Origin of the sequence: Actinomadura parmotrematis (assembly GCF_019458805.1) — a bacterium.
Lineage (GTDB): Bacteria > Actinomycetota > Actinomycetes > Streptosporangiales > Streptosporangiaceae > Spirillospora > Spirillospora parmotrematis.
The window spans coordinates 249302-274966 of sequence record NZ_JAIBOA010000001.1 but is presented as its reverse complement, the minus strand read 5'-3'; the positions used below and the strand labels follow the sequence as shown (position 1 = coordinate 274966).

The window sequence follows — 25665 nt, the reverse complement described above, 5'->3', positions numbered from 1 at the left end:
GTTCAGGGCCTTTCGGTGGTGGGTGCCGGCCGCGCGCCCGCGGCCGCCGCTTCGGTGGTGGTGCCGTCCGCGACGCGGACGGTGCGCGCGAGCAGCTCGACGGTCGCCGGCCGGTGCGCGATGACGACGAGGGTCCGCTCGGCGCACAGCTCGCCGATGGCCCGCTCGACCCAGCCCGCGGTGGCGGGGTCGATGTCGGCGGTCGCCTCGTCCAGGACGAGCACGGCGGGGTCGATGAGGGCGGCGCGGGCGAGGCCGATGAGCTGCCGCTCGCCGGCCGACAGGCGCTCGCCGCGGACGCCGACGCCGGTGTCCAGGCCGTCCGGCAGGCCGTCGGCCCAGGCGCGCAGCCCGAGCCGGTCGACGGCGGCGGCGATCTCGGCGCGTCCCGGGGAGCCCGGCACGAGCGCGAGGTTGTCGGCCACGCTGCCGGTGACGATGTGGACCTCCTGCGGGACGAGCGCGATGAGCCGGCTGAGGACGGGGCCGGGCAGCTCTCGCAGGTCGGTCCCGCAGTAGGTGATCCGGCCCGTGTCGGGCCGGTAGAGGCCCGCGAGGAGCTTGCCGAGGGTCGTCTTGCCCGATCCGGTGACGCCGACGACGGCGACGCGGTCGCCGGGCGCGAACGCGAGGTCCACCCCGCGCAGCACCGGCGTGCCGTCCAGGTACCCGAAGGCGACGCCCTCGGCGCGCAGCTCGCCGCGCGGCGGCGGGTCGGCGTCGGCCGCCGCGCCCGCGTCGGCGCGGTGCGCGCCGGGCGATTCCAGCAGGTCCAGGAGGCGGGCGAGGCCGGTGCGGGCGGTCTGGAGCTCGCCGATGAGCTGGGAGCCGTCGCCGAGGCCCTCGAAGAGGGTGCGGCTGGCCAGCACGAACACCACGACGGCGCCGATGCCGAGGCTGCCCTGCGCGGCGAGCCAGGCGCCGAGGCCGAGCAGCACGGCGAGGGCGGCGCCCTCGATGAGGCTGACGACCTCGATGCTCACCTCGACGCGCGCGGTGCGGCGGGCGGCGGCGACGACGGCGCGGTTCTCGCGGCGGACCCGGCCGAGCCAGGCCGGCAGGGCGCCGCTGGTCTGGAGCAGCTCGCGGGCGGTGAGCGTCTCGGTGAGGGTGGCGGCGACGGTCGCCTCGGCGGCGGCCTGCCCGCCGAACGCCTCCTCGGCGCCGCGCCGGAAGGAGCGGAGCGCGAGCAGCGCGGGCGGCACGAACACGACGGCGACGACGAGGGTGAGCAGCCACGAGTAGGCGACGAGCGTCACCGCGGTCAGCAGCAGCGTCGCGGAGATGACGACGAGGTTCGGCAGGTCGCGGCGGACGAACAGGGCGAGCTCGGCGACCTCGCCGGTGGTGCGGCGCAGCAGGTCGCCGGTGCGGTGGGCCTCCAGGAACCGCAGCGGCGCGTGCGCGAGGCGCTCCACGGCCCGCTCGCGCAGGTCGCGGACGACGCGCTCGCCGGCGCGCATCAGCAGCAGCTCGCTCCAGCGGGCGAGGCCGATCTGCGCGACGACGGCGACCGCGAGCGCGATGACGGTGGCGGTGAGGGCGCCGCGGTCGCGGGCGACGATGGCGTCGGCGGCGCGGCCGACGAGCGGCGGCAGCGCGGCGACGGTCGCGGCGCAGGCCAGCACGACCAGCAGCGTCCCGGCGAGCGCGGCCCGGTGCGGCCGCAGGTAGGGCAGGACGCGCCGGAAGACGTGCTTCTCGGGCGCCTGCTCGGCGAGCATGACGGTCTCAGCCATCGCCGTCCCCGTCCCGTCCGGCCGGGGCCAGTTCGACGACGCGGTCGGCGGCGGCCATGACGGCGGCGCGGTGCGTGACGAACACGACCGAGGTGCCGGGGGCGCGGCGCGCGAGCCGGTCCAGGATGCGCTGCTCGGTGCCGGGGTCCAGGGCGGAGGTGACGTCGTCCAGCAGCAGCACGCCGCCGTCGCGGCCGCCGGCGTGCAGCAGGGCGCGGGCGAGCGCGAGGCGCTGCACCTGCCCGCCCGACAGGCCGGATCCGCCCTCGCCGAGCTCGGTGCCGTAGCCGCCGGGCAGGGCGGTGACGTCGTCGTGGACGCAGGCGTCCCGGCAGGCCGCCTCCAGGGCGCCGTCGTCCGCGTCGCGGCCGAGGCGCAGGTTGTCGGCGACGGTCCCCGACAGCAGGACGGGCCGCTGCGGGACGGTGACGACGGTCTCGCGGAGGCCCGCCAGGCCGAGGCGCCGCACGTCGGTGCCGGCCCAGGTGACGGCGCCCTCGGCGGGGTCGTCGAGACGGGCGAGGAGGCGCAGCAGGGTGGACTTGCCGGCGCCGGTCGGGCCGGTGACCGCGACGAACTCGCCGGGCGCGACCGCCAGGTCGAACGGGCCGAGCGGGTCGCGGCCGTCGCGGTGCACGGCGGCGCCCGACACCGCGAGCGTCCCGCCCGCGGCGGCCGGCTCGGGGTCGGCGGGGTCGGCGACGGTGGGCTCCAGCGCGAGGATCTCCTCGACGCGGCGGGCCGACACGGCGGCGTTGCCGCGGTCGACGAGCCGGTCGACCAGGACGGTCACCGCGAGGGTGAAGGTGCCCATCCAGACGGTGAACGCGACGAGGCCGCCGACGGTGATGTCGCCGTTCAGGGCGGCGTAGCCGCCGAACGCGACGCCGGCGGCGACGGCGAGGCGCGGCACGGCCGGGCCGAGCGCCGCCCACGCCGACTGGATGCGGGCGACGGCGCCGGTGAGTTCGGCGACGTCGGCGCTGTGCGCGTGGTGGCGCTCCAGCAGGACGGGCGCGCCGCCGATGCCGCGCACCGCCGCGCCCGCCGACAGCAGGTCCTCGACGGCGTCGGCGCGGGCGGCGTGCGCCTCGGCGAGCCGGTCCCCGGCCCGCTCGTAGGGGCCGGGGAACACCAGGTTCACCACCGCCAGCAGCGGGATCATCGCGACGGTGACGAGCAGCAGCGCGGGGTCGAGCGCGGCGACGCCGGGCAGCACGATCGCGAACGTGGCGGCGATGACGGCCCAGACGGGCAGCCCGTACACCCACATGCGGATCTGGTCGATGTCGCGGGTGGCGCGCATCGACAGGTCGCCGTGCCCGTAGCCGGCGAGCGCGGCGCGGTCGAGGCGCGCCAGGTGCGCGGTGAGGCGCTCGCGGAGGGCGGCGCCGGTGCGGGCCTCGGCCATCCGGGCCTGCCACTGCCAGGCGGCGAGCGCGGCGAACTGGACGACGGCGAGGCCGGCGGCGGCGAGCGCCCACCGCAGCGTCGCGCCCCGGTCCCCGGCGACGATGCCGTCGTCCAGGGCGCGCTGCACGCACCAGGGGATGGCGAGCAGCGTCACCTGCCGGACGAGGCCGCCCGCGGTCGCGGCCGACACCGGCCGCCACTGGTCGCGGACGCAGGAGCGCAGCAGGCCGGCGCTCACACCCGATCCCGCTGGAGGCTGCGCGGCCGCAGGTCGGTCCAGGCGCGCTCGACGTGGTCGAGGCACTCGGCGCGCCCGGCGGGGCCGTGCACGACGGCCCAGCCGGCGGGGACGTCGGCGAAGTAGGGCCACAGCGAGTGCTGGCCCTCGTCGTTGGCGACGACGAGGAAGGTGCCGTCGGGGTCGTCGAACGGGTTGCTCATCGGTGTCCTCCGGAGTGGGCGGCGAGGTGGTCGGCGACGACGGCGCCGATCGCGGCCAGCGGGCCGGCGTCGAGCATGTCGTCGTGGGCGCAGTCGACCGGGTGGACGCGGACGTCCCCGGTGACGTGCGGGCCCCACAGGGCGGGGTCGAGGGCGGCGTCGGCGGTCGCGGTGAAGCAGACGGCGGAGCCGTCGAGCACGCCGAGGTCCAGCGGCAGCGTGACCGACTCGTGGACGGTGCCGGCGATGCGGCGCAGCGTCGCCGCGTCGAACGACGACAGCGGCCCGTCGCCGGCGGCGAGGGTCGCGACCGCCTCGTCCAGGGTGGCGGCGGTGGCGCCGGGGTGGCCGGTGACGCGCAGCAGGAACGTCGCGGCGTCGGCCTCGGTGACGCCGGCGGGGTCGGTCTCGTCGCGCGGGTAGGCGTCCAGCAGGGCGAGCAGCGCGACCTCGCGGCCGGCGTCCTGGAGGGCGGTGGCGGTCGCGTGGGCGAGCTGCCCGCCGTAGGACCAGCCGAGCAGCCGGACCGGCCCCTCGGGCTGGACGGCCCGCACGCGCGCCGCGTAGTGGCGGCCGAGGTCGGCGATCGAGGCGGCCGGGACGTGCGCGCCGCCGAGGCGCGGCGCCTGGAGCCCGTACAGCGGCACGTCGGCGGGCAGGTGCTCGGCGAGCCCGGCGTAGTTCCAGCTCAGCCCGGTCGTGGCGGGCAGGCAGAACAGCGGGACGCCGTCGCCGGGCCGCAGCGTGAGGACCGGGTCGAACGGGCCGGTGCCGGTCCCGGCGTCGGGGGGCGCGCCCGCGGCGACCTCGGCGAGCGCGGCGACGGTCGGGGCGGTCAGCACCTCGCTCACCGCGATGCGGACGCCGAGCACCGTCCGCACCCGGCCGACGAGCCGCATCGCCAGCAGCGAGTGGCCGCCGAGGGCGAAGAAGTCGTCGTCGACGCCGACCTCGGGGACGCCGAGGACGTCGGCGAACACCGCGCAGAGCGTCGCCTCCAGCGGGGTGCGCGGCGGCCGGGACGCGGCGACCGGCTCGGGGTCGGGCAGCGCGCGGCGGTCGAGCTTGCCGTTGACGGTGAGCGGCAGGCGCGGCAGCACCGCGTAGGCGCCCGGCACCATGTGCCGGGGCAGCCGGACGGCGAGCGCGGCGCGGACGGCGGCCGGGTCGACGTCCGCGCCCGCGGCGGGCACCAGGTAGGCGACGAGGCGCTTCAGGCCGCGGTGCTCGCCCGCGACGACGGCCGCCTGCGCGATCTCGGGCCGGGCGGCGAGGGCGCTCTCGATCTCGCCGAGCTCCACCCGGTACCCGTTGATCTTCACCTGGTCGTCGGTGCGGCCGAGGTAGTCCAGGAGGCCGTCGTTCCGCCAGCGGACGAGGTCGCCGGTGCGGTACATCCGCTCCCCCGGCGCCCCGAAGGGGTTGGCGACGAACCGCTCGGCGGTGAGGGCGGGGCGGTCGAGGTAGCCGCGCGCCATGCCGACGCCCGCGATGTACAGCTCGCCGGGCACGCCGACGGGGACCTGCCGCATCCGCTCGTCCAGGACGTGCGCCCTGGTGTTCCAGATCGGCCGCCCGACGGTGGACGTGGCGCTGTCGGTCGTGCCGCCGCCGAGCGTGTTGATCGTGTACTCGGTCGGGCCGTACAGGTTGTAGCCGAGGACCCGGTCCGTGTCGCGGAGCGCCGTCCACAGCTTCTCGGGGACGGCCTCGCCGCCGAGCAGCACGAGCGGCGGGCGCGGATCGTCGAGGAGGCCGCGGTCCAGCAGCTCGCCCGCGTAGGAGGGGGTGACGTTGATGACGTCGATGCGGTGGCCGCGCAGGTAGCGGATGAGGTCGTCGGGGTCGCGGCGCAGTTCTTCGCCGAGCACGTGGACCTCGTGGCCCTCGATGAGCCAGAGGAGTTCCTCCCACGACATGTCGAAGGAGAACGAGACGGTGTGCGCGATGCGGAGCCGACGACCGTTCTCGGCCTCGATCACCGGCGCGAAGATCGCCTCCCGGTGGTTGAACTGCATGTTCGTCAAGCCCCGGTAGGGCGTGACGACACCCTTGGGGCGACCGGTCGAACCCGAGGTGTAGATCACGTACGCCGGACGGTCCAGACCGACCGGGGCGATGCGCTCGGCGTCGGTGACGGTGTCGCCGGACAGAGCGGCCAGTTCCTCGACGGTGGCGGGCGCGTCCAGGACGACCGTCATGGCGGCGTCGGGGAGCACGCTGGCCAGAGCCTCGGTGGTGAGCAGGCAGAGCGGGCGGGCGTCGTCCATCATGAACGCCAGCCGCTCGGCCGGATAGTCGAGCTCCAACGGCAGGTACGCGGCGCCCGTCTGGAGGACGGCGAACAGGGCCGCGACCATGTCCGCCGAACGCGGCAACCCCAGCGCGACCACCGTCTCAGGACCGGCGCCCCGCGCGATCAGCAGCCGCGCCAGCCGGTTCACCCGCGCCGACAGCTCCGCATACGACACCCGCTCATCACCGAACACCAGCGCCGTCGCCTCCGGCGACCGTCCCGCCCGCTCCTCCAGCAGATCCGCGACCGTCACGTCCGGAACCTCGCGCTCGGTGGCGTTCCAGCCCGCGATGAGCGCGGACTCGGCGCCGGTGAGCAGGTCGACGTCGCCGATGGGACGGTCGGGGTCGGCGGTGACCTGGTCGAGGAGGGCCTCCAGGCGGGCGAGCAGCAGCTCGGCGGTGGAGGCGTCGAACAGGTCCGCGGCGTATTCGAGGGCGAACTCCATGCCATCGGCGCCCGCGTACTCGATGACGTTGAGGTCGAGGTCGAACTTGGCGGCGCCGGTGCCGAACGGCTCGGGCCGGGTCTCCAGACCGAGCAGGCTGTCGTTGCCGCCCGAGAGGTTCTGGTAGCCGAGCATCACCTGGAACAGCGGGTGCCGGGCGAGCGACCGGGGCGGGTTCAGCACCTCGACGAGGCGCTCGAACGGCATCTCGGCGTTGGCGTACGCGGCGAGGTCGAACCGCTTCACGCGGTCGACCAGCTCGGCGAACGTCGGGTCGCCGGCGGCGTCGACGCGGAGCACCAGGGTGTTGACGAAGAACCCGACGAGGCCCTGGAGGGCGTCGTCGTCGCGGCCGGCCGAGGGGCTGCCGAGCGGGATGTCGTCGCCGGCGCCGAGGCGGTGCAGCAGGGCGCCGAGGGCGGCCTGCATGACCATGAAGGTGGTGGCGCCGGTCGCCGCCGCCGTCGCGCGGATCCGGGCGACGAGCGGTTCGGGCAGGACGCGCTCCACGGTGTCGCCCCGGTAGCTGGCGACGGCGGGCCGGGGCCGGTCGGTCGGCAGCGCGAGCTCCTCGGGGAGCCCGGCGAGGGCGTCCTTCCAGAACGCGGCCTGGCGGCCGAGGAGGCTGCCCGGGTCGGCGGGGTCGCCGAGGACGTCGGCCTGCCAGAGCGCGTAGTCGGCGTACTGGACGGGCAGCGGCTCCCAGGCGGGGGCGCGCCCGGCGGTGCGGGCGCGGTAGGCGTCGCCGAGGTCGCCGATGAACGGCCGGATCGACCACTCGTCGCCGACGATGTGGTGGAACAGGAACACGACGACCTGGTGGCCGGGGCCGAGCCGCAGCACGCGGGTGCGCAGCGGCGCCTCGGCGTCGAGCGCGAACGCGTACCGCGCGGCGGCGTCCACCTCCGCGCCGAGCCGCTCCTCGGTGACGTCGGCGACCTCCAGGACGGGCGGGGCGTCGGCGGGGTCGAGGATGCGCTGGTAGGCGCGGCCGTCCTCCTCGGCGAACACCGTGCGGAGGCTCTCGTGGCGGGCCGTGACGTCGCCGAGCGCGGCGCGCAGCGCGTCCAGGTCCAGGTCCCCGCGGACGCGGAGGGCGAGCGGGATGTTGTACGCGGCGGTGCGGCCTTCGAGCTGGTGCAGGAACCACAGGCGGCGCTGCGCGTACGACAGCGGGACGCGGGACGGCCGGGCGCGCGGGGCGAGCGCGGGCCGCTCGGCGCCCGCGCCGGTTCCGGCGGCGGCCGCGGCGCGGGCGGCGAGCCCGGCGGGGGTGCGCTCCTCGAACAGGTCGCGGATGGCGAGGTGGACGCCGAGCGCGGCGCGGGCGCGCGAGATGAGGCGGGTGGCGAGCAGCGAGTGGCCGCCGAGGGCGAAGAAGTCGTCGTCGGCGCCGACTTCGGGGACGCCGAGGACCTCGGCGGCGAGCACGCAGAGGACCTCCTCCTCCGGCGTCGCGGGGGCGCGGCCGCCGGTGACGGCGCCCGCGTCGGGGGCGGGCAGGGCGCGCCGGTCGAGCTTGCCGTTGGTGGTGAGCGGCAGCCGGTCCAGCAGCATGACCGCGGCGGGCACCATGTGGTCGGGCAGCGCGGCGCGCAGCCGGTCGCGGAGCAGCGCGGGCAGCGTCCCGGCGGCGCGGGACCGGCCCGGCGCGCTCGCGAGCACCGGCGGCGCGGCGGCCGGGCGGACGCCGCCGAGAGCGCCGCCGCCCGCCGGCAGGAACAGCGCGTCCACGGTGTCGTCGGCGTCGCCCCAGGTCACGACGGTGCGGAGGCCGAGGCGGTCGCCGAGGGCGTGCAGGTCCTCGGGGTCGACGCCGCCGGGCGCGGCGAGCGCGCGGAGCGCGGCGGCGGCCGTCACGTCGTCGGCGAGGGCGCGCCGGGCGGCGCTCTCCCCCACCATGCGGGCGTTCGGGACGTTGCGGACCCGGACCGGGGCGCCGTCCGCGAGCCGGGCGGCGAGGCCGTCCAGGTCGCGGACGTCGGCGCCCCAGCGGAGCGCGGGCAGCCCGGACGCGTCGGTGACGGGGCCGGTGTGCAGGACGGCGTCGAAGCGGTGCCGCGTCAGCTCGTTGTGCGCGCGGCCGCGCCGCACCCGCACGTCGACGCCGGTGACGCCGGGCAGGGCGAGGGCCTCGGGCAGCGCCGGATCGACCAGCAGCTCCTTCTCCAGCAGCAGGGCGCGGTCGGCGGCGGCGCGGAGTGCGGGGGCGTCCGCGGCGGCGTCGGCCCCGGTGAGCTGGATCGCGGTCTGGAAGGCGCGGGCGCCGCGCAGGTTGCGCAGGTCGCCGACGAACAGCGAGCCGCCGGGCGCGAGCAGTTCCAGCGCGCCGCGCAGCACGCCGGCGAGGTAGGCGGCGCTCGGGAAGTACTGCGCGACGGAGTTGAGGACGATCGTGTCGAAGTGGCCGCGGGGCAGGCCGGACAGGTCGTGCGCGGGCTGCGCCCGCAGCGTGACGCGCCCGGCGAGCGCCGGCTCGGCGGCGACCTGGCCGCGCAGCGTGTCGATGAGCGGCGCGGACAGGTCGGTCGCCCAGTAGTCGTCGGCGTCCGGGGCGAGCCGCGACATGAGCAGGCCGGTGCCGACGCCGATCTCCAGGACGCGGCGGGGCGCCAGCGCGCGGACGGCGTCGAGGGTGGTGTCCCGCCACTCGCGCATCTCCTCCGCCGGGAGGGGCGCGCCGTCGTAGCTGGAGGTCCAGCCGACGAAGTCGGCGCCGAACGCGGCGGCGGGGCCCTGCGCGTACTGGGCGTCGTAGACCTCGCGCCACTCGCCGACCTGGTCGAGGTCGGCGGTCCCGCCGCTCTCGGCGAGGGCCGGGACGACGTACCCGACGAGCTGCTTCGTCTCGCCGGTGTCGCGGACGACGACGGCGGCCTGCGCCACCTCGGGGTTGCGGGCGAGGGCGTCCTCGATCTCGCCGAGCTCGACCCGGTAGCCGCGGATCTTGATCTGGTCGTCGGTGCGGCCGAGGTAGTCCAGGAGGCCGTCGTTCCGCCATCGGACGAGGTCGCCGGTGCGGTACATCCGCTCCCCCGGCGCCCCGAAGGGGTTGGCGACGAACCGTTCGGCGGTGAGGGCGGGGCGGTCGAGGTAGCCGCGCGCCATGCCGACGCCCGCGATGTACAGCTCACCGGGCACGCCGACCGGGACGGGCCGCAGCCAGGAGTCGAGCACGAGGGCCTTGGTGTTCCAGATCGGCCGGCCGACGGTCGAGGTCGCGCTGTCGGTCGTGCCGCCGCCCAGGGTGTTGATCGTGTACTCGGTCGGGCCGTACAGGTTGTAGCCGAGCACGCCCTCGGTCTCGCGGAGGGTCGTCCAGAGCTGCTCGGGGACGGCCTCGCCGCCGAGCAGCACGAGCGGCGGGCGGTGCCGGGCGGCGTCCAGCAGGCCGAAGTCGATGAGCTCCTGGGCGTAGGAGGGGGTGACGTTGACGACGTCGATGCGGTGCACGGCGAGGTAGCCGGTCAGCGCGTCGGCGTCGCGGCGCGCCTCCTCGTCCAGGACGTGGACCTCATGGCCCTCGATGAGCCAGAGCAGTTCCTCCCATGACATGTCGAAGGAGAACGACACGGTGTGGGCGATGCGCAGGCGGCGCCCGGCCTCGGCCTCGATCACCGGCGCGAAGATCGCCTCCCGGTGGTTGAACTGCATGTTCGTCAAGCCCCGGTAGGGCGTGACGACACCCTTGGGGCGACCGGTCGAACCCGAGGTGTAGATCACGTACGCCGGACGGTCCAGACCGACCGGGGCGATGCGCTCGGCGTCGGTGACGGTGTCGCCGGACAGAGCGGCCAGTTCCTCGACGGTGGCGGGCGCGTCCAGGACGACCGTCATGGCGGCGTCGGGGAGCACGCTGGCCAGAGCCTCGGTGGTGAGCAGGCAGAGCGGGCGGGCGTCGTCCATCATGAACGCCAGCCGCTCGGCCGGGTAGTCGAGTTCCAGGGGCAGGTACGCGGCGCCCGTCTGCAACACTGCGAACAGGGCCGCGACCATGTCCGCCGAACGCGGCAACCCCAGCGCGACCACCGTCTCAGGACCGGCGCCCCGCGCGATCAGCAGCCGCGCCAGCCGGTTCACCCGCGCCGACAGCTCCGCATACGACACCCGCTCATCACCGAACACCAGCGCCGTCGCCTCCGGCGACCGTCCCGCCCGCTCCTCCAGCAGATCCGCGACCGTCACGTCCGGAACCTCGCGCTCGGTGGCGTTCCAGCGCTCCAGGACGGTGGCGCGCTCGTCGGCCGACAGCAGGTCCAGGGCGGCGAGCGGCGTGGCGGGCGCGGCGACGAGCTGTTCGAGCAGGGCGACGACGCGGGCCGAGAGGGCCTCGACGTCCGCGCGTTCGTAGACGTCGCGCCGGTACTTCCACTCGAACGACAGCTCGCGGCCGCCGTCGGCGGTGTTGGTGGTGAACGACAGCGGGAAGTGGGTGGCGTCGAGGGTGTCGACCTCGTCGATGCCGAAGTGCGCGGCGAGGCGGTCGCGGGCGGTCATGTCGGCCGGGGTGTTGCGGACCACCTGGAGGGTGTCGAACAGCAGCGGCAGCCCGGCGGCGCGCTGGATGTCGGCGAGGCCGACGTGGTGGTGCGGCAGCAGCGCGGCCTGATCGGCCTGGAACCGGGTCAGGAACTCCACGAGCGGCTCGTCGGGGCGCAGCCGGACGCGGACCGGGACGGTGTTGAGGAACAGGCCGATGGTGCCGGCGATGCCGGGGATCTCGGCGGGGCGGCCGGAGACCGTCGCGCCGTACACGACGTCGTCGCGGCCGGTGAGGGAGGCGAGCAGCAGGCTCCACACGCCGCTGACCAGGGTGTTGAGGGTGAGGCCGTGGCGGCGGCCGAGGGCGCCGAGCGCGGCGGCGAGGCCGGCGCCGACGGGGGTGAGGACCATGCCGGGCAGGGCGCCGCCGCGGGCGGTGTGGCCGGGCGCGACGAGCGTCGGCTCGGTGACGCCGTCGAGGGCGGCGGCCCAGGCGCGGGCGCTGTCGGCGGCGTCGCGGCCCTCCAGCCACTCCAGGTAGCGGCGGAACGGAACGGCGCCGGGAACGGCGTCGGGCTCGTGCGCGAGGCCGAGGATCTCCTGCACGACGAGGCTGGACGACCAGCCGTCCCACAGCAGCGTGTGGTGGGTGATGAGGATGCGCTGCCGGTCGTCGGCGAGCCGCACGGCCGTCATGCGGACGAGCGGCGGCGCGGCGAGGTCGAACCGCTCGTCCCGGTCGGCGTCCATGAGGGCGTCGAGGGCTTCGGGGCCCTGCCCGCGCAGGTCGACCTCGCGGAACGGCATCGGCATGGGCGGCGCGACGACCTGGACGGGCCGGGTGAGGCCGTCCTGCACGAACCCGGCGCGCAGGTTGGCGTGCCGGGCGAGCAGGGCGTCCCCGGCGGCGCGGAGCGCGGCGGCGTCGAGGGGGCGGCGGACGTCCACGACGAGCTGGGTGATGTAGAGGTCGCGGCCGGAGGTGTCGTAGGTCGACTCGAACAGCAGGCCCGCCTGGAGCGGGGACAGCGGCAGGACGTCCTCGGCGTCGGCGCGGAGCAGCGCCCGTTCGGCGCCGGTCAGCTCCACGAGCGGCCGGTCCTGCGCGGCGTCCGCGCCCGAAGGCGCGTCCATGGGGGCGACGGCGGCGGCGAGGGCGGCGGCGGTCCGCAGCTCGAAGACCTGGCGGGCGGTCATGTCCAGGCCGGCGGCGCGGGCCCGCCCGACCAGGGTGATCGACACGATGCTGTCGCCGCCTAGGGCGAAGAAGTCGTCGTCGGCGCCGATCTCCGGCAGGTCGAGGACGTCGGCGAACAGGCCGGCGAGGAGCGCCTCGGCGCCCTCGGCGGGCGTCCGGTAGGGCGCGGGGCCGCCGGCGGGGGCGGCGGGCGGCGGCGCGGGCGGCAGCGCGCCGTCGAGGGCGGGCGCGTCGGGGACCTGGGCCGTGGGGTCGGCGGCGAACCGCTCCAGCAGCGACGCGAGGCGCTCGGCGACGCGCGCGGCGAGCGGCCCGTCGACGGCGCCGGTGCGGTGCGCGAGGACCAGGTCGAGGGTGCCCCGGCCGGGCTGCGCGGTGAGGGTGAGCGGGAAGTGGGTGGCGTCGCGGGCGCCGAGGCCGGTGACGGCGAGGCCGCCCGCGGCGAGCGCGGACGCGTCGCCCTGGTAGTTCTCGAAGGCCAGCAGCGTGTCGAACAGCGGCCCGGTGCCGGGGACGCCGGCGAGGCGGCGAATGTCGGCGAGCCCCAGGTGGTGGTGGTCCAGGAGGCGGACCTGCTCGTCCTGGACGGCGCGTGCGAGATCGGCGAAGGTGTCGCCGGCCTCGGCGGGCCGCACCCGGACGGGCACGGTGTTGACGAACAGGCCGACCATGTCCTCGACGCCGTCGAGGTCGGCGGGCCGCCCGGCGACGGTGGCGCCGAACACGACGTCGCGGGCGCCGGTGAGGGCGCCGACGGTGAGGCCCCAGGCGGCCTGGAGCACCGAGTTGACGGTGACGCCGGCGCGGGCGGCCGCGGCGGTGAGCGCGGCGGCGGTGCCGTCCGCGAGCGGGACGGGCAGCTCGCGCAGGTCGCCGCCCGCGCCCGCCGGGTCGGCGAGGACCGGGCCGGGCAGGCCGCGCAGCGCCTCGCGCCACGCCTGCCCGGCCTTGGCCTGGTCCTGCGCGGCGAGCCACACCAGGTAGTCGCGGAACGGGCGGGACGGGGGCGGCGGCGTCCCGTCGTAGCAGGCGAACAGCTCGCGCAGCAGGACCGGCATGGACCAGCCGTCGAGGAGCAGATGGTGGGCGGTCACCACGAGGCGGTGCCGGGCGGCGTCCGCCGAGGCGAGCGCGAACCGGACCAGCGGCGGGTCGCCGACCTCGAACGGCACCGCCCACTCGCGCTCCAGGACGGCGTCGAGGTCGGCCTCCTCCGTCGCGGTGAACGGCGTCGCGGTGTCGGCGGGGACGAACTGGACGGGCTCGTCGAGGTCCTCGAACCAGAAGCCCGCGCGCAGGTTGGGGTGGCGGCGCAGGACGTGCGCGACGGCGTCGCGGAGGCGCGGCGCGTCCACCTCGCCCGCGAGGTCCAGGTGGGCCTGCACGGTGTAGACGTCGCGCTCGGCGTCGTCGTACAGCGCGTGGAACAGCAGGCCGCGCTGCAGCGGCGACAGCGGGTAGACGTCTTCCAGCGCGGATCCGGTGTCGGTCACGTGCGTCGGCTCCTCAGCAGGGATTCCAGCCGGTCGATCTGCCGCTGCCCGAGCGACACCATCGGCAGGTCGGACGGGGTGCGGCCGCCGGCGGCGGGGTCGGCGGCGTGCCGGGCCAGGGCGGCGAGCGCGTCCCGCCAGCCCGCGGCGAGGCGTTCGGCGGCGGCGCGGTCCAGCAGGCCGGACGGCCAGGTCAGCTCCAGGCGGAGGCCGCCGCCCGCCGGGGCGGCGGCGTCGATCTCCAGCGCGTAGCGGGCGGGCAGGGCGGGGTCGGGCGCGGCGGACAGGGCGGCGGACTCGGCGGCGTGCGGCCAGTGGGCGCCCGTGCCGTCCCCGTCCCCGTCGCCGGTGGCGTCGGCGACGCGGCCCCGGTAGTTGAACAGGACCTGCGGGCGGGCGGCGCCCGCGAGCTCGGCGGCGGCCGCCGCGTTCAGGTGCCGCAGCAGGCCGTACCCGAAGCCCTGGTCGGGGGCACTGCGGACCTGCTCCTTCACCGTCTTCAGCAGGTCGCCGGTGGCGCGGCCGCCGCGCCCGGCGGCGTCGAGGTCGACGCCGTCCAGGTCGAGGCGGACGGGGTGCACGCTGGTGAACCAGCCGGCGGTGCCCGACGGGTCGGTGCCGTCGAGGGGGTGGCGGCCGTGGCCCTCGCGGTCGACCAGCAGCGCGGCCGGCGCGCCGCCGCGCTCGGCGGCGCGCCAGCGGACGGCGGCGAGGGCGAGCCCGGCGAGCAGGACGTCCTCGGCGCCGCAGCGGTAGGCGCGCGGCAGGTCGTCGAGGAGCCGCGCGGCCCGGTCGGCGGGGACGGTGACGGTGAGGCTCTCCTGCGTCGCGGCGGTGTCGCGCGCGGGGTCGGGCAGGCGCTCGGTGAGCGGCGCGTCGGGGGCGGCGAGGCCCTTCCAGTAGGGCAGCTCGGCGAGGCGGGCGCCGTCGTGGGCCTCGGCGAGGAGCCGGTGCGCCCAGGCCCGCAGCGACGTGCCGGCGGCGGGCGGTTCGGGGACGCGGCCGGACGCCGCCGCCTCCCAGGCGGCGCGCAGGTCCGGCAGCAGCGTCCGCCACGACACGCCGTCCACGGCGAGGTGGTGCGCGCAGAGCAGCAGCCGCCCGGCGGTGTCCTGACCGGCGTCGAACCAGACGGCTTGCAGGAGCGTCCCGGCGTCGGGGTCCAGGCGCCCGGCGGCGGCCTCGGACTCGGCGGCGACGAGCGCGTCGAGGTCGCCGCCGGTCGCGTCGACCCGCCGGACCTCGGCGGGGACGGTGCCGCGCTCGGCGACGGCGAGCGCCCACACGCCGCTGGAGCGGTCGAGGCGGAGCCGCAGCGCGTCGTGGTGGTCGACGAGGCTCTGCACGGCGCGGGTCAGCGACGCGAGGTCGGCGCGCATCGGGGTGCGCAGCAGCACCGACTGGTGGAAGCGGCCGATCGGGCCGTCCGCGCCCGCGAGGCCGGCGAACCAGTGCATCGCGGGCAGCGGCGGCAGCGGGCCGGTCGGGGCGAGCGCCGCGCCGTCGCCGGTGCGGGCCTCCTCCTGCCGGGCGACCGCCGCGAGCGCGGCGGGCGTGCGGTGCTGGAACACCTCCTGCGGCGTCACCTTCAGCCCGGCCTTGCGGGCGCGGGCGACGACCTGGATCGACAGGATGCTGTCGCCGCCGAGGGCGAAGAAGTCCTGGCCGGCGTCCACGCCGTCGAGGGCGAGCACCTCGGCGAACACCCCTGCCATCAGCGCCGTCCGGTCGGGCGGCGCGGGCGCCGCGACGGGCGGGGGCGGGGGCGGGGCCGCCGCCGGGCGGGCGCGGGTGGGGCGGGCCGGGGCGGGCAGGGCCTTGCGGTCCAGCTTCCCGCTACTGGTGAGGGGGAACTCGGGCAGCCCGACGAAGTCGTCGGGGATCATGTGCGCGGGCAGCACGGCGGCGAGCGCGGTGCGCAGCGCGCCGGTGTCGGCCCCGCCTTCGCCCGCCGCGACGACGTAGGCGGTGAGGCGGCCGCTGCCGGGCCGGTCGTGGCGGACGAGGACGGCGGCGTCGGCCACCTCGGGCAGCGCGCGCAGCGCCGCCTCGATCTCGCCCGGCTCGATGCGGAGGCCCCGCAGCTTCACCTGGTGGTCGGTGCGGCCCAGGTAGACGAGCCGCCCCGCGGCGTCCCAGCGGACCAGGTCGCCGGTGCGGTACATGCGCTCCCCCGGCGCGCCGAAGGGGTTCGCGACGAACCGCTCGGCGGTGAGGCCGGGGCGGCCGAGGTAGCAGCGGGCGAGCTGGACGCCCGCCAGGTACAGCTCGCCGGGGACGCCGACGGGCACCGGCCGCAGCCGCGCGTCGAGGACGTGCACGCGGGTGTTCCAGACCGGCGCGCCGATCGGAACGGCCGCCGCGCCCGGCTCGTAGGTCCAGTGCGTGACGTCGACGGCGGCCTCGGTCGGCCCGTACAGGTTGTGCAGCGGCACCGGCAGCAGCGCGTGCAGCCCGGCGGCGGTGTCGGCGGGCAGCGCCTCGCCGCTCGTGAACACGCGGCGCAGGCTGCGGCAGCGCGGCACGCCGGGGTCGGTGAGGAACGCCTTCAGCATCGACGGCACGAAGTGCAGCGTGGTGACGGCCCGGTCGCGGATCAGGCCGGTCAGGTAGGCGGGGTCGCGGTGCCCGCCCGGCTCGGCGAGCACCACCGACGCGCCCTCGCAGAGCGCCCAGAAGAACTCCCACACCGAGACGTCGAACGTCGCGGGCGTCTTCTGCAGGATCCGGTCGTCGGCGCGCAGCCCGTAGGCGCCCTGCATCCAGGCGAGCCGGTTCACGATGGCGCGGTGCGGGACGACGACGCCCTTCGGGCGGCCCGTCGACCCCGACGTGAAGATCACGTAGGCGGCGTCGTCCGGGGCGGCCCGCCCGGTCGCGGGCGCGGCGGGCGTCCCCTCGGAGACGAGCAGGCCGGGCGTGCCGGACGGCGCGAAGCCCTCCGGGGCGTCCGCCTCGCCGGTGAGGAGCGCGGCGGCGCCCGCGTCGGCGAGCATCCCGGCGCGGCGCGCGGCCGGGTCTTCGGGATCCAGCGGCAGGTAGGCGGCGCCCGCCTTCAGGACCGCGACGAGCGCGACCATGAGGTCGAGCGAGCGCGGCAGCGCGACGCCGACGATCGCGCCGGGTCCGGCGCCGCGCGCGCGCAGCTCGGCGGCGAGGGCATCGGCGCGGGCGTGCAGCTCGGCGTAGGTGAGGGTCGCGTCCTCGAACAGGACGGCGACGGCGTCCGGGGTGGCGGCGGCCTGCGCCTCCAGCCGGTCGGTGAGCGTCCCGGCGGGGACGTCGCGGGCGGTGGCGTTCCAGGCGCCGGTGATCGCGTCGCGCTCGGCGGGCAGCAGCGCGTCGGCGCCCGCCAGGGGCTCGTCCGGGGCGGCCAGGAGGCGCCCGGCGAGGGTCGCGAAGCGGTCGGCGAGGGTGCGGGCGGTCGCCTCGTCGAACCGGGACTCCGCGTAGATCAGGGTGAGGCCGGTGGCGTCGTCGGCCTCGCGGAGCGCGAACGCCAGGTCGAAGCGGGCGGTGGCGAAGGTGTCGTCCTCCAGCCGGGTGCGCTGCCCGAACAGGTCGGCGGGGGCGCCGGTGTCGCGGTGGTGCAGCACCATCACCTGGAACAGCGGGTGCCGGCCGGGCGCCCGGTCGGGCGCGGCGATCTCCACGAGCCGCTCGAACGGCAGGTCGCGGTGGTCCAGCAGCGCGAGCTGCTCGTCGCGGACCCGCGCGACGAGGTCGGCGAAAGGAGCGTCCTCGTCGGGGCGGGCGCGCAGCACCAGCGTGTTGACGAACAGACCGGCGACGTCGTCCAGGGCCGGGTCCGTGCGGCCCGACACCGGGACGCCGAGCGGGATGTCCGCGCCGCCGCCGAGGCGGCCGAGCAGGACGGCGGTGACGGCCTGCCACACCATGAACGGGGTCGCGCCGGTGGCGCGGGCCAGCCGGGCGGCGCCCCGGTGCAGCGCGTCCGGGAGCGCGATCCGGACGGCGGCGCCCGACGGGTCGGGCGTCGCGGGGCGCGGCCGGTCGGCGGGCAGCGCGATCTCCTCGGGGAGCCCGGCGAGGCGCTTCCGCCAGAACCCCTCCTGCCGCGCGGCCTCGGGGCCGGACAGCAGCTCCTGCTGCCAGAGCGTGTAGTCGCGGTAGGTGACGGGCGGCTGCGCGAGGGCCGGTTCCCGGCCGGCGGCGCGGGCGCGGTAGGCGGCGTCCAGGTCGCGCAGCAGCACGGCCTGCGACCACTCGTCGCCCGCGATGTGGTGGACCGCCACCGACAGCAGCCTGGCGCCCGCGCCGAGCCGGTACAGCACGGCCCGCACGGGCGGCTCGTCGGCGAGCCGGAACCGGGTCCGCTCGGCCTCGGCGAGCAGCGCCGGGACGTCGCCGGGCGCGGCGTCCGCGACGCCGAGCGGCGGCCCGGACGGCAGGACCCGCTGGCAGGGGACGCCGTCCACGTCGGGGTAGACGGTCCGCAGCGCCTCGTGGCGGGCGAGCAGGTCGTCCCAGGCGGCGCGGAGCGCGGCCTCGTCCAGGTCCCCGTCGATGCGGACGGCGAACGGGATCGCGTACCCGGCGGCCTCGTCGCCGAGCCGGTCGAGGAACCAGAGGCGGGCCTGCGCGGCCGACAGCGGCACCCGCGCGGGCAGGTCCCGCGCCGGAGCGAGCGCCGGGCGCCCGGACGGCGCGGCGGCGCGGCGGACGAGGCCCGCCGGGGTCGGCGCCTCGAACAGGTCGCGGATCGCGAGGTCGGCGCCGAGCAGGGCGCGGACGCGCGCGACGAGGCGGGTGGCGAGCAGCGAGTGCCCGCCGAGGTCGAAGAAGTCGCCGTCGGGCCCGACCGGGACGCCGAGCACGTCGGTGAACGCCGACGCCACCAGCTCCTCGCGCACGTCCCGGGCCGCCCGCCCGGCGGGCGCGCCGCCCGGGAGGCCGGCGGGCTCGGGCAGCGCGGCCCGGTCGAGCTTGCCGCTGACGTTCAGCGGCAGCTCCGCGAGCACGACGACGGCGGCGGGCACCAGGTGCGCGGGCAGCGCGGCGGCGAGCGCCTCGCGCAGCGCCGCCCCGTCCAGGGCGCCGCCCGGCGCGGGCACGGCGTAGCCGACGAGCCGCCCGTCGCGGGCGACCACGGCGGCGCGGGCGACGCCGGGCAGCGCGGCGAGCGCGGCCCGCACCTCGCCCGGCTCCACCCGGAACCCGCGGATCTTGAGCTGGTCGTCGGTGCGGCCGAGGAAGTCCAGGGCGCCGCCGGGCAGCCGCCGGACGAGGTCCCCGGTCCGGTACATGCGCTCCCCCGGCGCGCCGGACGGGTGCGCGACGAACCGCTCGGCGGTGAGGGCGGGGCGCCCGAGGTAGCCGCGCGCCAGGCCGTCGCCCGCCAGGTACAGCTCGCCGGGGACGCCGTCGGGGACGGGCCGCAGCAGCGCGTCGAGGACGAGGGCGCGGGTCCGCGCGATCGGGCGGCCGACGAGCGGCTCCGCCGAGTCGGCGAGGTCGGCGCCGAGCGCGTCCACGGTGTACTCGGTCGGGCCGTAGAAGTTGTGGCCCTGGACGCCGCCCGCGTCGCGCAGGCGCGTCCAGACGGCATCGGCGACGGCCTCGCCGCCGAGGAGCAGCAGCCGCGGCGGCGCCTTCTCCAGCAGGCCCCAGGCGAACAGCTCGGCCGCGAACGAGGGGGTGACGTCGAGGGTGTCGATGCCGTGCTCGGCGCAGGCGGCGACGACGGCCTGCGGGTCGCGGCGGGTGAGGTCGTCGAACAGGTGCAGCTCGTGGCCGCCGATCAGCCAGAGGAGCTGCTCCCAGGAGGAGTCGAAGGAGAACGAGGCGGTGTGCCCGGCGCGCAGCCGCCGCCCGCCCGCCGCCTCGACGGCGCGGGCGAACACCGTGCGGGTGTGGTGCGCCAGCATCGCGGCGAGGCCGCGGTGCTCGACGAGCACGCCCTTCGGGCGGCCGGTCGAGCCGGAGGTGTAGATGACGTAGGCGAGCCGCCCCGCGCCCGGCGCGGTGCGCGGGTGCGGCGCCGCTGCGGCGATGTCGGCGGCGCGGGCCGCCACGTCCACGGACGGGACGCCGAGGCCGGCGCCGCCGGAGACGACGGCGCAGACCGGCGCGGCGTCCTCGACGGTCGCGCGGAGCCGCGCCGCCGGGTGGTCCAGGTCGAGGGGCAGGTAGGCGGCGCCGGTCTTCAGCACCGCGAACAGCGCGACGACGAGGTCGGCGGTGCGCGGCAGCGCGAGCGCGACGATGCGCTCCGGCCCGGCGCCCTCGGCGGCGAGGACGGCGGCGAGCCGCGCGGCCCGCTCGTCCAGCTCGGCGAAGGTGAGCCGCTCGGTCCCGGCGACGACGGCCGTGGCGTCCGGCGTCGCGTCGGCCTGCCGGTGGAAGGCGGTCAGCACGTCGGGGACGTCGCCGTCGAGGGCCGGGCCGTCCAGGCCGGGGGCGTTCCGCTCGGCCTTCGTGCGCAGGTCGACGCGGGCGGCGGTGAGGCCGTCGTCGGCGAGGAGCTGCGCGACGACCGACAGCGTCCGCTCGGCGATCGCCTCGGCGGCGCCCTCGGGCAGCAGGTCGGGCCGGTACTCCAGGACCAGGCGCGGGTCGGCGCCGGGCAGCACCATCAGCGCGAGCGGGTAATGGGTGTAGCCGCGGTTGCCGACGCCGGTGACGCGCGGGCCGCCCGCGCCCGCCGCGTCGTCCTCCGACGGGTAGTTCTCGAAGACCAGCAGGGTGTCGAAGAGCGCGCCGCCGGTCCCGGCCGCCGCCTGGATCTCGGCGAGGCCGAGGTAGGCGTGGTCCAGGAGCGCGGCCTGCTCGGACTGCAGGCGGGCGAGGGCGGCGGGCAGCGGCAGCGCCGGGTCGAGGCGCACCCGCACCGGCACGGTGTTGCTGAACAGGCCGACCATGTCCTCCACGCCGTCGAGCTCGGCGGGGCGGCCGGACACGGTGGTGCCGAACACCACGTCGTCGCGGCCGGTGAGGCCGCCGAGGACGAGCGCCCACACGCCCTGGAGCACGGTGTTCAGGGTGAGGCCGTGGCGGCGCGCGTAGGCGGCGAGGTCGGCGCCGGGCAGCGGGACGGCGAGGTCGGCGGGGCGGGCGGGCGCGGAGCGTCCGGCGTCCGGGGCGAGCAACGTCGCGCCGTCCACGCCGGCGAGGGCGCCGCGCCAGGCGTCGCGCATGGCCTCGGTGTCGCGGCCGGCGAGCCACCGCAGGTAGCGGCGGTAAGGGGTGGCGGCGGGCAGGGGCGCGCCCCGGTAGGCGGCCATGAGCTCGCGCAGGAACGTCGGCGTGGACCAGCCGTCCATGATCAGGTGGTGGCTGGCGACCAGCAGCCGGTGCGCGTCCGGGCCGGTGCGGACCAGCAGGCAGCGCAGCAGCGGCGGCCGCTCGGGGTCGAAGCGGTGGGCCAGCTCCTCGTCGGCGAGGGCGGCGAGCCGGGCGTCCAGCTCCGCGCCGGCCAGGTGGGACAGGTCGGTCTCGCGCCAGTCCGGGGCGGACGCGGCGGGCACCAGTTGCAGCGGCCGGTCGAGGCCCGCGTGCACGAACCCGGCGCGCAGCCCGTCGTGGCGGGCGAGCAGCGCCGCGACGGCCGCCCGCAGCGCGGCGGCGTCGAGGTCGCCCTCCAGGTCGAGGTGGACGAGGGAGGTGTAGACGTCGGCCTCGTCGGGGGCGAACCCGGCGTGGAAGAGCAGGCCCTCCTGGAGGGGCGAGAGCGGCAGGACGTCCTCGGTGCCGGGGAAGCGGGCGAGGAGCGCGTCCAGCTCGGCGCGGCCGAGCCCGGCGAGCGGCACGTCGGACGGGGTGAGGCCGCCCGCGCCGCCGGTGGCGGCGTGCCGGGACACGCCCTCCAGGGCCTCCTGCCACGCGCCGGCGAGCGCGGCCACGGCGGCCTCGTCCAGCACGCCGGGCGCCCACGTCCAGTGCGCGTCGAGGACGGTGCCGTCCGGGGTACGCCGGGCGAACACGTTGATCTCCAGGGCGTGCGCCATCGGCATGGCGGGGTCGGTGCGGACGGTGAAGGCGTCCTCGTCCCCCGCCGGCTCCCAGAGCCCTTCGCCGCCGCCGAAGCGGCCGAGGTAGTTGAACAGGATCTGCGGCGCGGTCCCGCCGCGCGGGGCGCCGACGCCGCCGCCGGGCAGCGCGCGCAGCAGCTCCTTGACGCGCTTGACCGCCTCGCCCGCGCCCGGTCCCCCGGCGAGCGCGGCGGCGGCGTCGATGCCGCCGAGCTCCAGCCGTACGGGGTACTCGGCCGTGAGCCAGCCGACGGTGCGGCCGAGGTCGGCGGGGCGGCCCCCGCCGAAGGTCCCCTCGCGGCCGTGGCCCTCGGCCTGGACGCCGAAGTCGGCGTGGCCGGTGCGGGCGGCGACGGCGAGGCCGAGCCCGGCGAGCAGGACGTCCTGCACGCCCGCGCGCAGCCGGGACGGCACGTCGCCGAGCAGCCCGGCGGTGAGCGCGGCGGGCAGGGCGCGGCGCAGCGTCCGCGACGCGGCGAGGGTGTCGGCCGCCGGGTCGAGGGGGCGGCCGCCGAGGGGGCGCGGGGCGCCGCCGCGCATCCGCTCCCAGAACGCGGCCGCGTCGTCGCGGTGGTCGTCGTCGCGGTGGGCGGCGAGCCGCTCCGACCACGCCGTCAGGGACGTGCCGTTGCGCGGCAGGGTGATGGAGCCGCCGGCCTGCTCCCATGCTTCCGCGAGGTCGGGCAGCAGGACGCGCCAGGACACGCCGTCCACGGCCAGGTGGTGGATCGCCAGGGCGAGCCGCCCGGGGGCGTCGGGCCCGGCGTCGCTCCACACGGCCTGCACGACGACGCCCGCGGCGGGGTCGAGGCGGTCGGCGGCGGCGTCGAGCTCGGCGGCCAGGTCGGCGTCCGCGCCGACGCGGCGGAGCACGTCGGCGGCGGCGACCGCCCCGGCGGGCGCGATCTCGGCGTCCCAGCCCTCGGACACCGTGAGGCGGAGCGCGCCGTGGTGGTCAAGGACGGCCTGGAGGGCGGCGGTGAGGCGGCCGGGGCCGTCCATCGGCGGGACGGGCACGACGACCGACTGACTGTAGCGGCCGATCGGGCCGCCGAGGCCGCGCAGCCACTCGGCCATCGGCCAGAGCGGCAGCGGCCCCGCCTCGGGCCCGCCCTCCCGCTCGTCCCCGGTCTCCGACGCGGCGAGCGCGACGGCGGCGGCGGTGCGGTGGTCGAACACGTCGCGGGCGGCGAAGGCCAGGCCGCGGCGGCGGCCCCGGGTGGCGGCCTGGATGGCGGAGATGCTGTCGCCGCCGAGCGCGAAGAAGTCGTCGTCGGCGCCGACCGAGGCGAGGCCGAGGACGGCCGCGAACACCTCGCAGAGCACCTCCTCGCGGGCGGTGCGGGCGGCGCGGCCGGTCGCGGCGAACTCCGGCGCGGGCAGCGCGGCGCGGTCGACCTTCCCGGCGGCGGTGAGCGGCAGCGCGTCCAGCACGACGACGGCGGCCGGGACCAGCGACGCGGGCAGCGTCCCGGCGAGCCGGGCCCGCAGCGCGGCGCCGTCCAGGGCCTCCCCCGGCGCGGGCACGGCGTAGGCGACGAGCCGCCCGTCGAAGGCGACCGCGAGGGAGCGGGCGACGCCCGGCTCGGCGGTGAGCGCGGCCTCCACCTCGCCGGGCTCCACCCGGTGCCCGCGGATCTTCACCTGATGGTCGGCACGGCCGAGGAACTCCAGCGTCCCCCCGGCGGTGCGGCGGACGAGGTCCCCGGTGCGGTACATCCGCTCCCCCGGCGCCCCGGCCGGGTCGGCGACGAACCGTTCGGCGGTGAGGCCGGGCCGGTCGCGGTAGCCGCGGGCCAGGCCGGGCCCCGACAGGTACAGCTCACCGACGCCGCCCGCCGGGACGGGCCGCAGCGCCGCGTCGAGCACCTGGACGCGGGTCCCGGCGATCGGCGCGCCGATGGACGGCCGCTCGTGGTCGGCGGCGCGGGCGCCGAGCGCGTCCACGGTGTACTCGGTCGGGCCGTAGTAGTTGGCGACGGTGAGGCCGGGGACGCCGCGCAGCCGCGTCCAGAGCGCGGCGGGCGCGGCGTCGCCGCCGAGCATGAGCAGCCGGGGCCGCCGTGCCGGGTCGTCGAGGAGCCCGGCGTCCAGCAGCTCGGCCGCCATCGCCGGGGTGACGTCGAAGGCGCCGTACCCGCGGGCGGCGAGGACGAGCGGCTCGCGGCGCTCGTCGTCGCCGACGAGGTGCAGCTCGTGCCCGGCGAACAGGAACAGCAGCGCGTCCCAGGAGGAGTCGAAGGTGAACGAGAAGGTGTGCGCGACCTTCAGCGGCGCCCCGTCCGGCGACGCCCACGCCATCGTCGTGGCGCGGTGGTGCGCGAACAGGTTCGCGAGGCCCCGGTGCGCGACCTCGACGCCCTTCGGGCGGCCGGTCGAGCCGGAGGTGTAGATGACGTAGGCGAGCGCGTCCGGGCCGGGGGCGTCCGGCAGCGGGGCGGTGTCGTGCCCGCCGGCCTCGCCGGGCGCGACGACGGGCGCGTCCTCGGGCAGCGGGAACGAGCCGTCGGAGACGACGCACACCGGGCCGGTGCCCGCGAGCAGCTCGGCGATACGGGCGGCGGGCTGGTCGGCGTCGAGCGCCAGGTAGGCGGCGCCGGACTTCAGCACGGCGAGGAGCGCGACGACGAGGTCGGCGGTGCGGGGCAGCGCGAGCGCGACGATCCGCTCCGGCCCGGCGCCGCGCTCGCGCAGCAGCCGCGCGAGGCGGTTGGCGCGGGCGTCCAGCTCGGCGAAGGTCAGCGACCCGGCGGCGGTGACGAGCGCGGTCGCGTCCGGGGTGCGGGCGGCCTGCCGCTCCAGCACGCGGGTCAGCGGCTCGGTGAACGGCCCGGCGTCCGGGCCGGCGAGCGGCGCCCGCTCGGCCGGGGGCGCGGTGTCGAGGCGGCCGAGGGGCTCGTCCGCGCGGGCCGCGAAGTCGTGCAGGAACGCCAGGAACCGGTCGCGGTGGGCGCGCAGCCCGGCGGGCGTGTGGGCGTCCGGATTGGCGTCGAACTCGAACGACAGCTCGCCGGCGCGCTGGTAGACGCTGATCTCCAGGTCGTCGACGGGGCCGGCGGCGAGGTTGACGGCGGTGCCGGTCGCGTCGCCGAACCGCAGCCGGTAGTCGAACGGCTTGATGTTCAGGGTCGGGCCGGTGAGGGGGCGGCCGGTGCCGACGAGGCCGAGGTCGCGCTGCAGGTCCTCGCTGCGGTACCGCTGGTGGGAGCGCGCGAGCGCGATCTGCCGGCCCGTCTCGGCGGCCAGCCCGGCGGGCGTCGCGCCCGGCCGCACCGGCACGACGACGGGCAGGACGTTGACCATCATCGCGGGCACCCGCGCGGCGGTCGTGCCGACGCGGCCCATGAACGGCATCCCGAGGACGACGTCGGCGGCGCCGGTGGCGCGGTGCGCGTAGGCGGCGAACGCGGCGGCGACGACGTCGGCCCACGTCGTGCGGCTCGCCTTGGCGGCCGCCTGCACGGCCTCGCTGGTCTCCGGCGGCGCGTCGGCGCGCTCGCGCAGGAACGTCGCGGCGGCCGGGCGCGGCGCCGCGGCGAACGGCACCGGGTCGGCGGCGCCGCGGTAGGCGGTCCAGAACGCGCGGTCGGCGGCCTGCTGCTCCGACCCGGCGTAGGCGGCCTCGTCGTCCAGCAGCGGCGCGAGCGGCCGGAACGGGGACGGCGGCGCGTCCGCGCCGGTCACGGCCGCAGTGTAGAGCTCGGCGGCGCGGCGGGCGAGCAGCGTCACCGAGTACCCGTCGATGAGCAGGTGGTGGTAGCGCTGGAACCACAGGTGCTCGCCGTCGCCGAGGACGAACAGCGCCTGGGTGCCGAGCCGGTCGCCGGCGAGGTCGGCGGGGACGGCGAGGTCGGCGCGCATGCGGGCGTGCGCGGCCGCGGCCGGGTCGGGCTCGCCGCGCAGGTCGACGACGTCGACCCGCCACGGGCGGGCCGCGCCGGGGACCTGGCGCGGGCCGCCGGGGCCGTCGGCGAAGCGGACGCCGAGCGCGTCCGCCTCGCCGAGGGCGCCCTCGACGGCCGCGCCGAACGCCGCGACGTCCAGCGGCCCCGTCACCTCCACGTACTGGCTGACGTTGAAGCCCGGGTGGTCGGGGTCGATGCGCTGGGCGTACCAGACACCTTCCTGGGCTCCGGTCAGGGGGAGGGGGCGTGCGCCGGACAT

5 protein-coding genes are annotated in these 25665 nt (G+C 77.8%); all 5 read right to left on the bottom strand.

Features of this window, described 5'->3' with window-relative positions; genetic code table 11:
* Positions 1 to 2: 2 nt before the first annotated feature.
* Genes K1Y72_RS01190 through K1Y72_RS01170 form a run of 5 tightly spaced genes read right to left on the bottom strand, consistent with a single transcriptional unit; the run spans position 3 to position 25665 of the window.
* Positions 3 to 1739: an ABC transporter ATP-binding protein gene (locus K1Y72_RS01190; protein WP_220162340.1), complete on the bottom strand. Its 1737-nt coding sequence runs from the start codon at positions 1737 to 1739 to the stop codon at positions 3 to 5.
* Positions 1732 to 3390, bottom strand: coding sequence for an ABC transporter transmembrane domain-containing protein (locus K1Y72_RS01185; RefSeq protein ID WP_220162338.1), 1659 nt, complete (start codon positions 3388 to 3390; stop codon positions 1732 to 1734). Before K1Y72_RS01185 ends, K1Y72_RS01190 begins: the two co-directional genes overlap by 8 nt.
* On the bottom strand, positions 3387 to 3593 hold the full coding sequence (locus tag K1Y72_RS01180) for an MbtH family protein (protein WP_220162336.1): 207 nt from the start codon (positions 3591 to 3593) through the stop codon (positions 3387 to 3389). The genes K1Y72_RS01185 and K1Y72_RS01180 overlap by 4 nt, the downstream gene beginning before the upstream one ends.
* The gene (locus tag K1Y72_RS01175) at positions 3590 to 13510 is read right to left on the bottom strand and encodes a non-ribosomal peptide synthetase (protein ID WP_220162334.1); all 9921 of its coding nucleotides are present in this window, start codon (positions 13508 to 13510) and stop codon (positions 3590 to 3592) included. Before K1Y72_RS01175 ends, K1Y72_RS01180 begins: the two co-directional genes overlap by 4 nt.
* Positions 13507 to 25665, bottom strand: a complete 12159-nt coding sequence (locus K1Y72_RS01170; protein WP_220162332.1) for a non-ribosomal peptide synthetase — start codon at positions 25663 to 25665, stop codon at positions 13507 to 13509. Before K1Y72_RS01170 ends, K1Y72_RS01175 begins: the two co-directional genes overlap by 4 nt.

Coding starts and splice junctions, on each gene's coding strand:
- K1Y72_RS01190 (WP_220162340.1), bottom strand. CDS start 1,739: ATGGCTGAGACCGTCATGCTCGCCGAGCAGGCGCCCGAGAAGCACGTC.
- K1Y72_RS01180 (WP_220162336.1), bottom strand. CDS start 3,593: ATGAGCAACCCGTTCGACGACCCCGACGGCACCTTCCTCGTCGTCGCC.
- K1Y72_RS01170 (WP_220162332.1), bottom strand. CDS start 25,665: ATGTCCGGCGCACGCCCCCTCCCCCTGACCGGAGCCCAGGAAGGTGTC.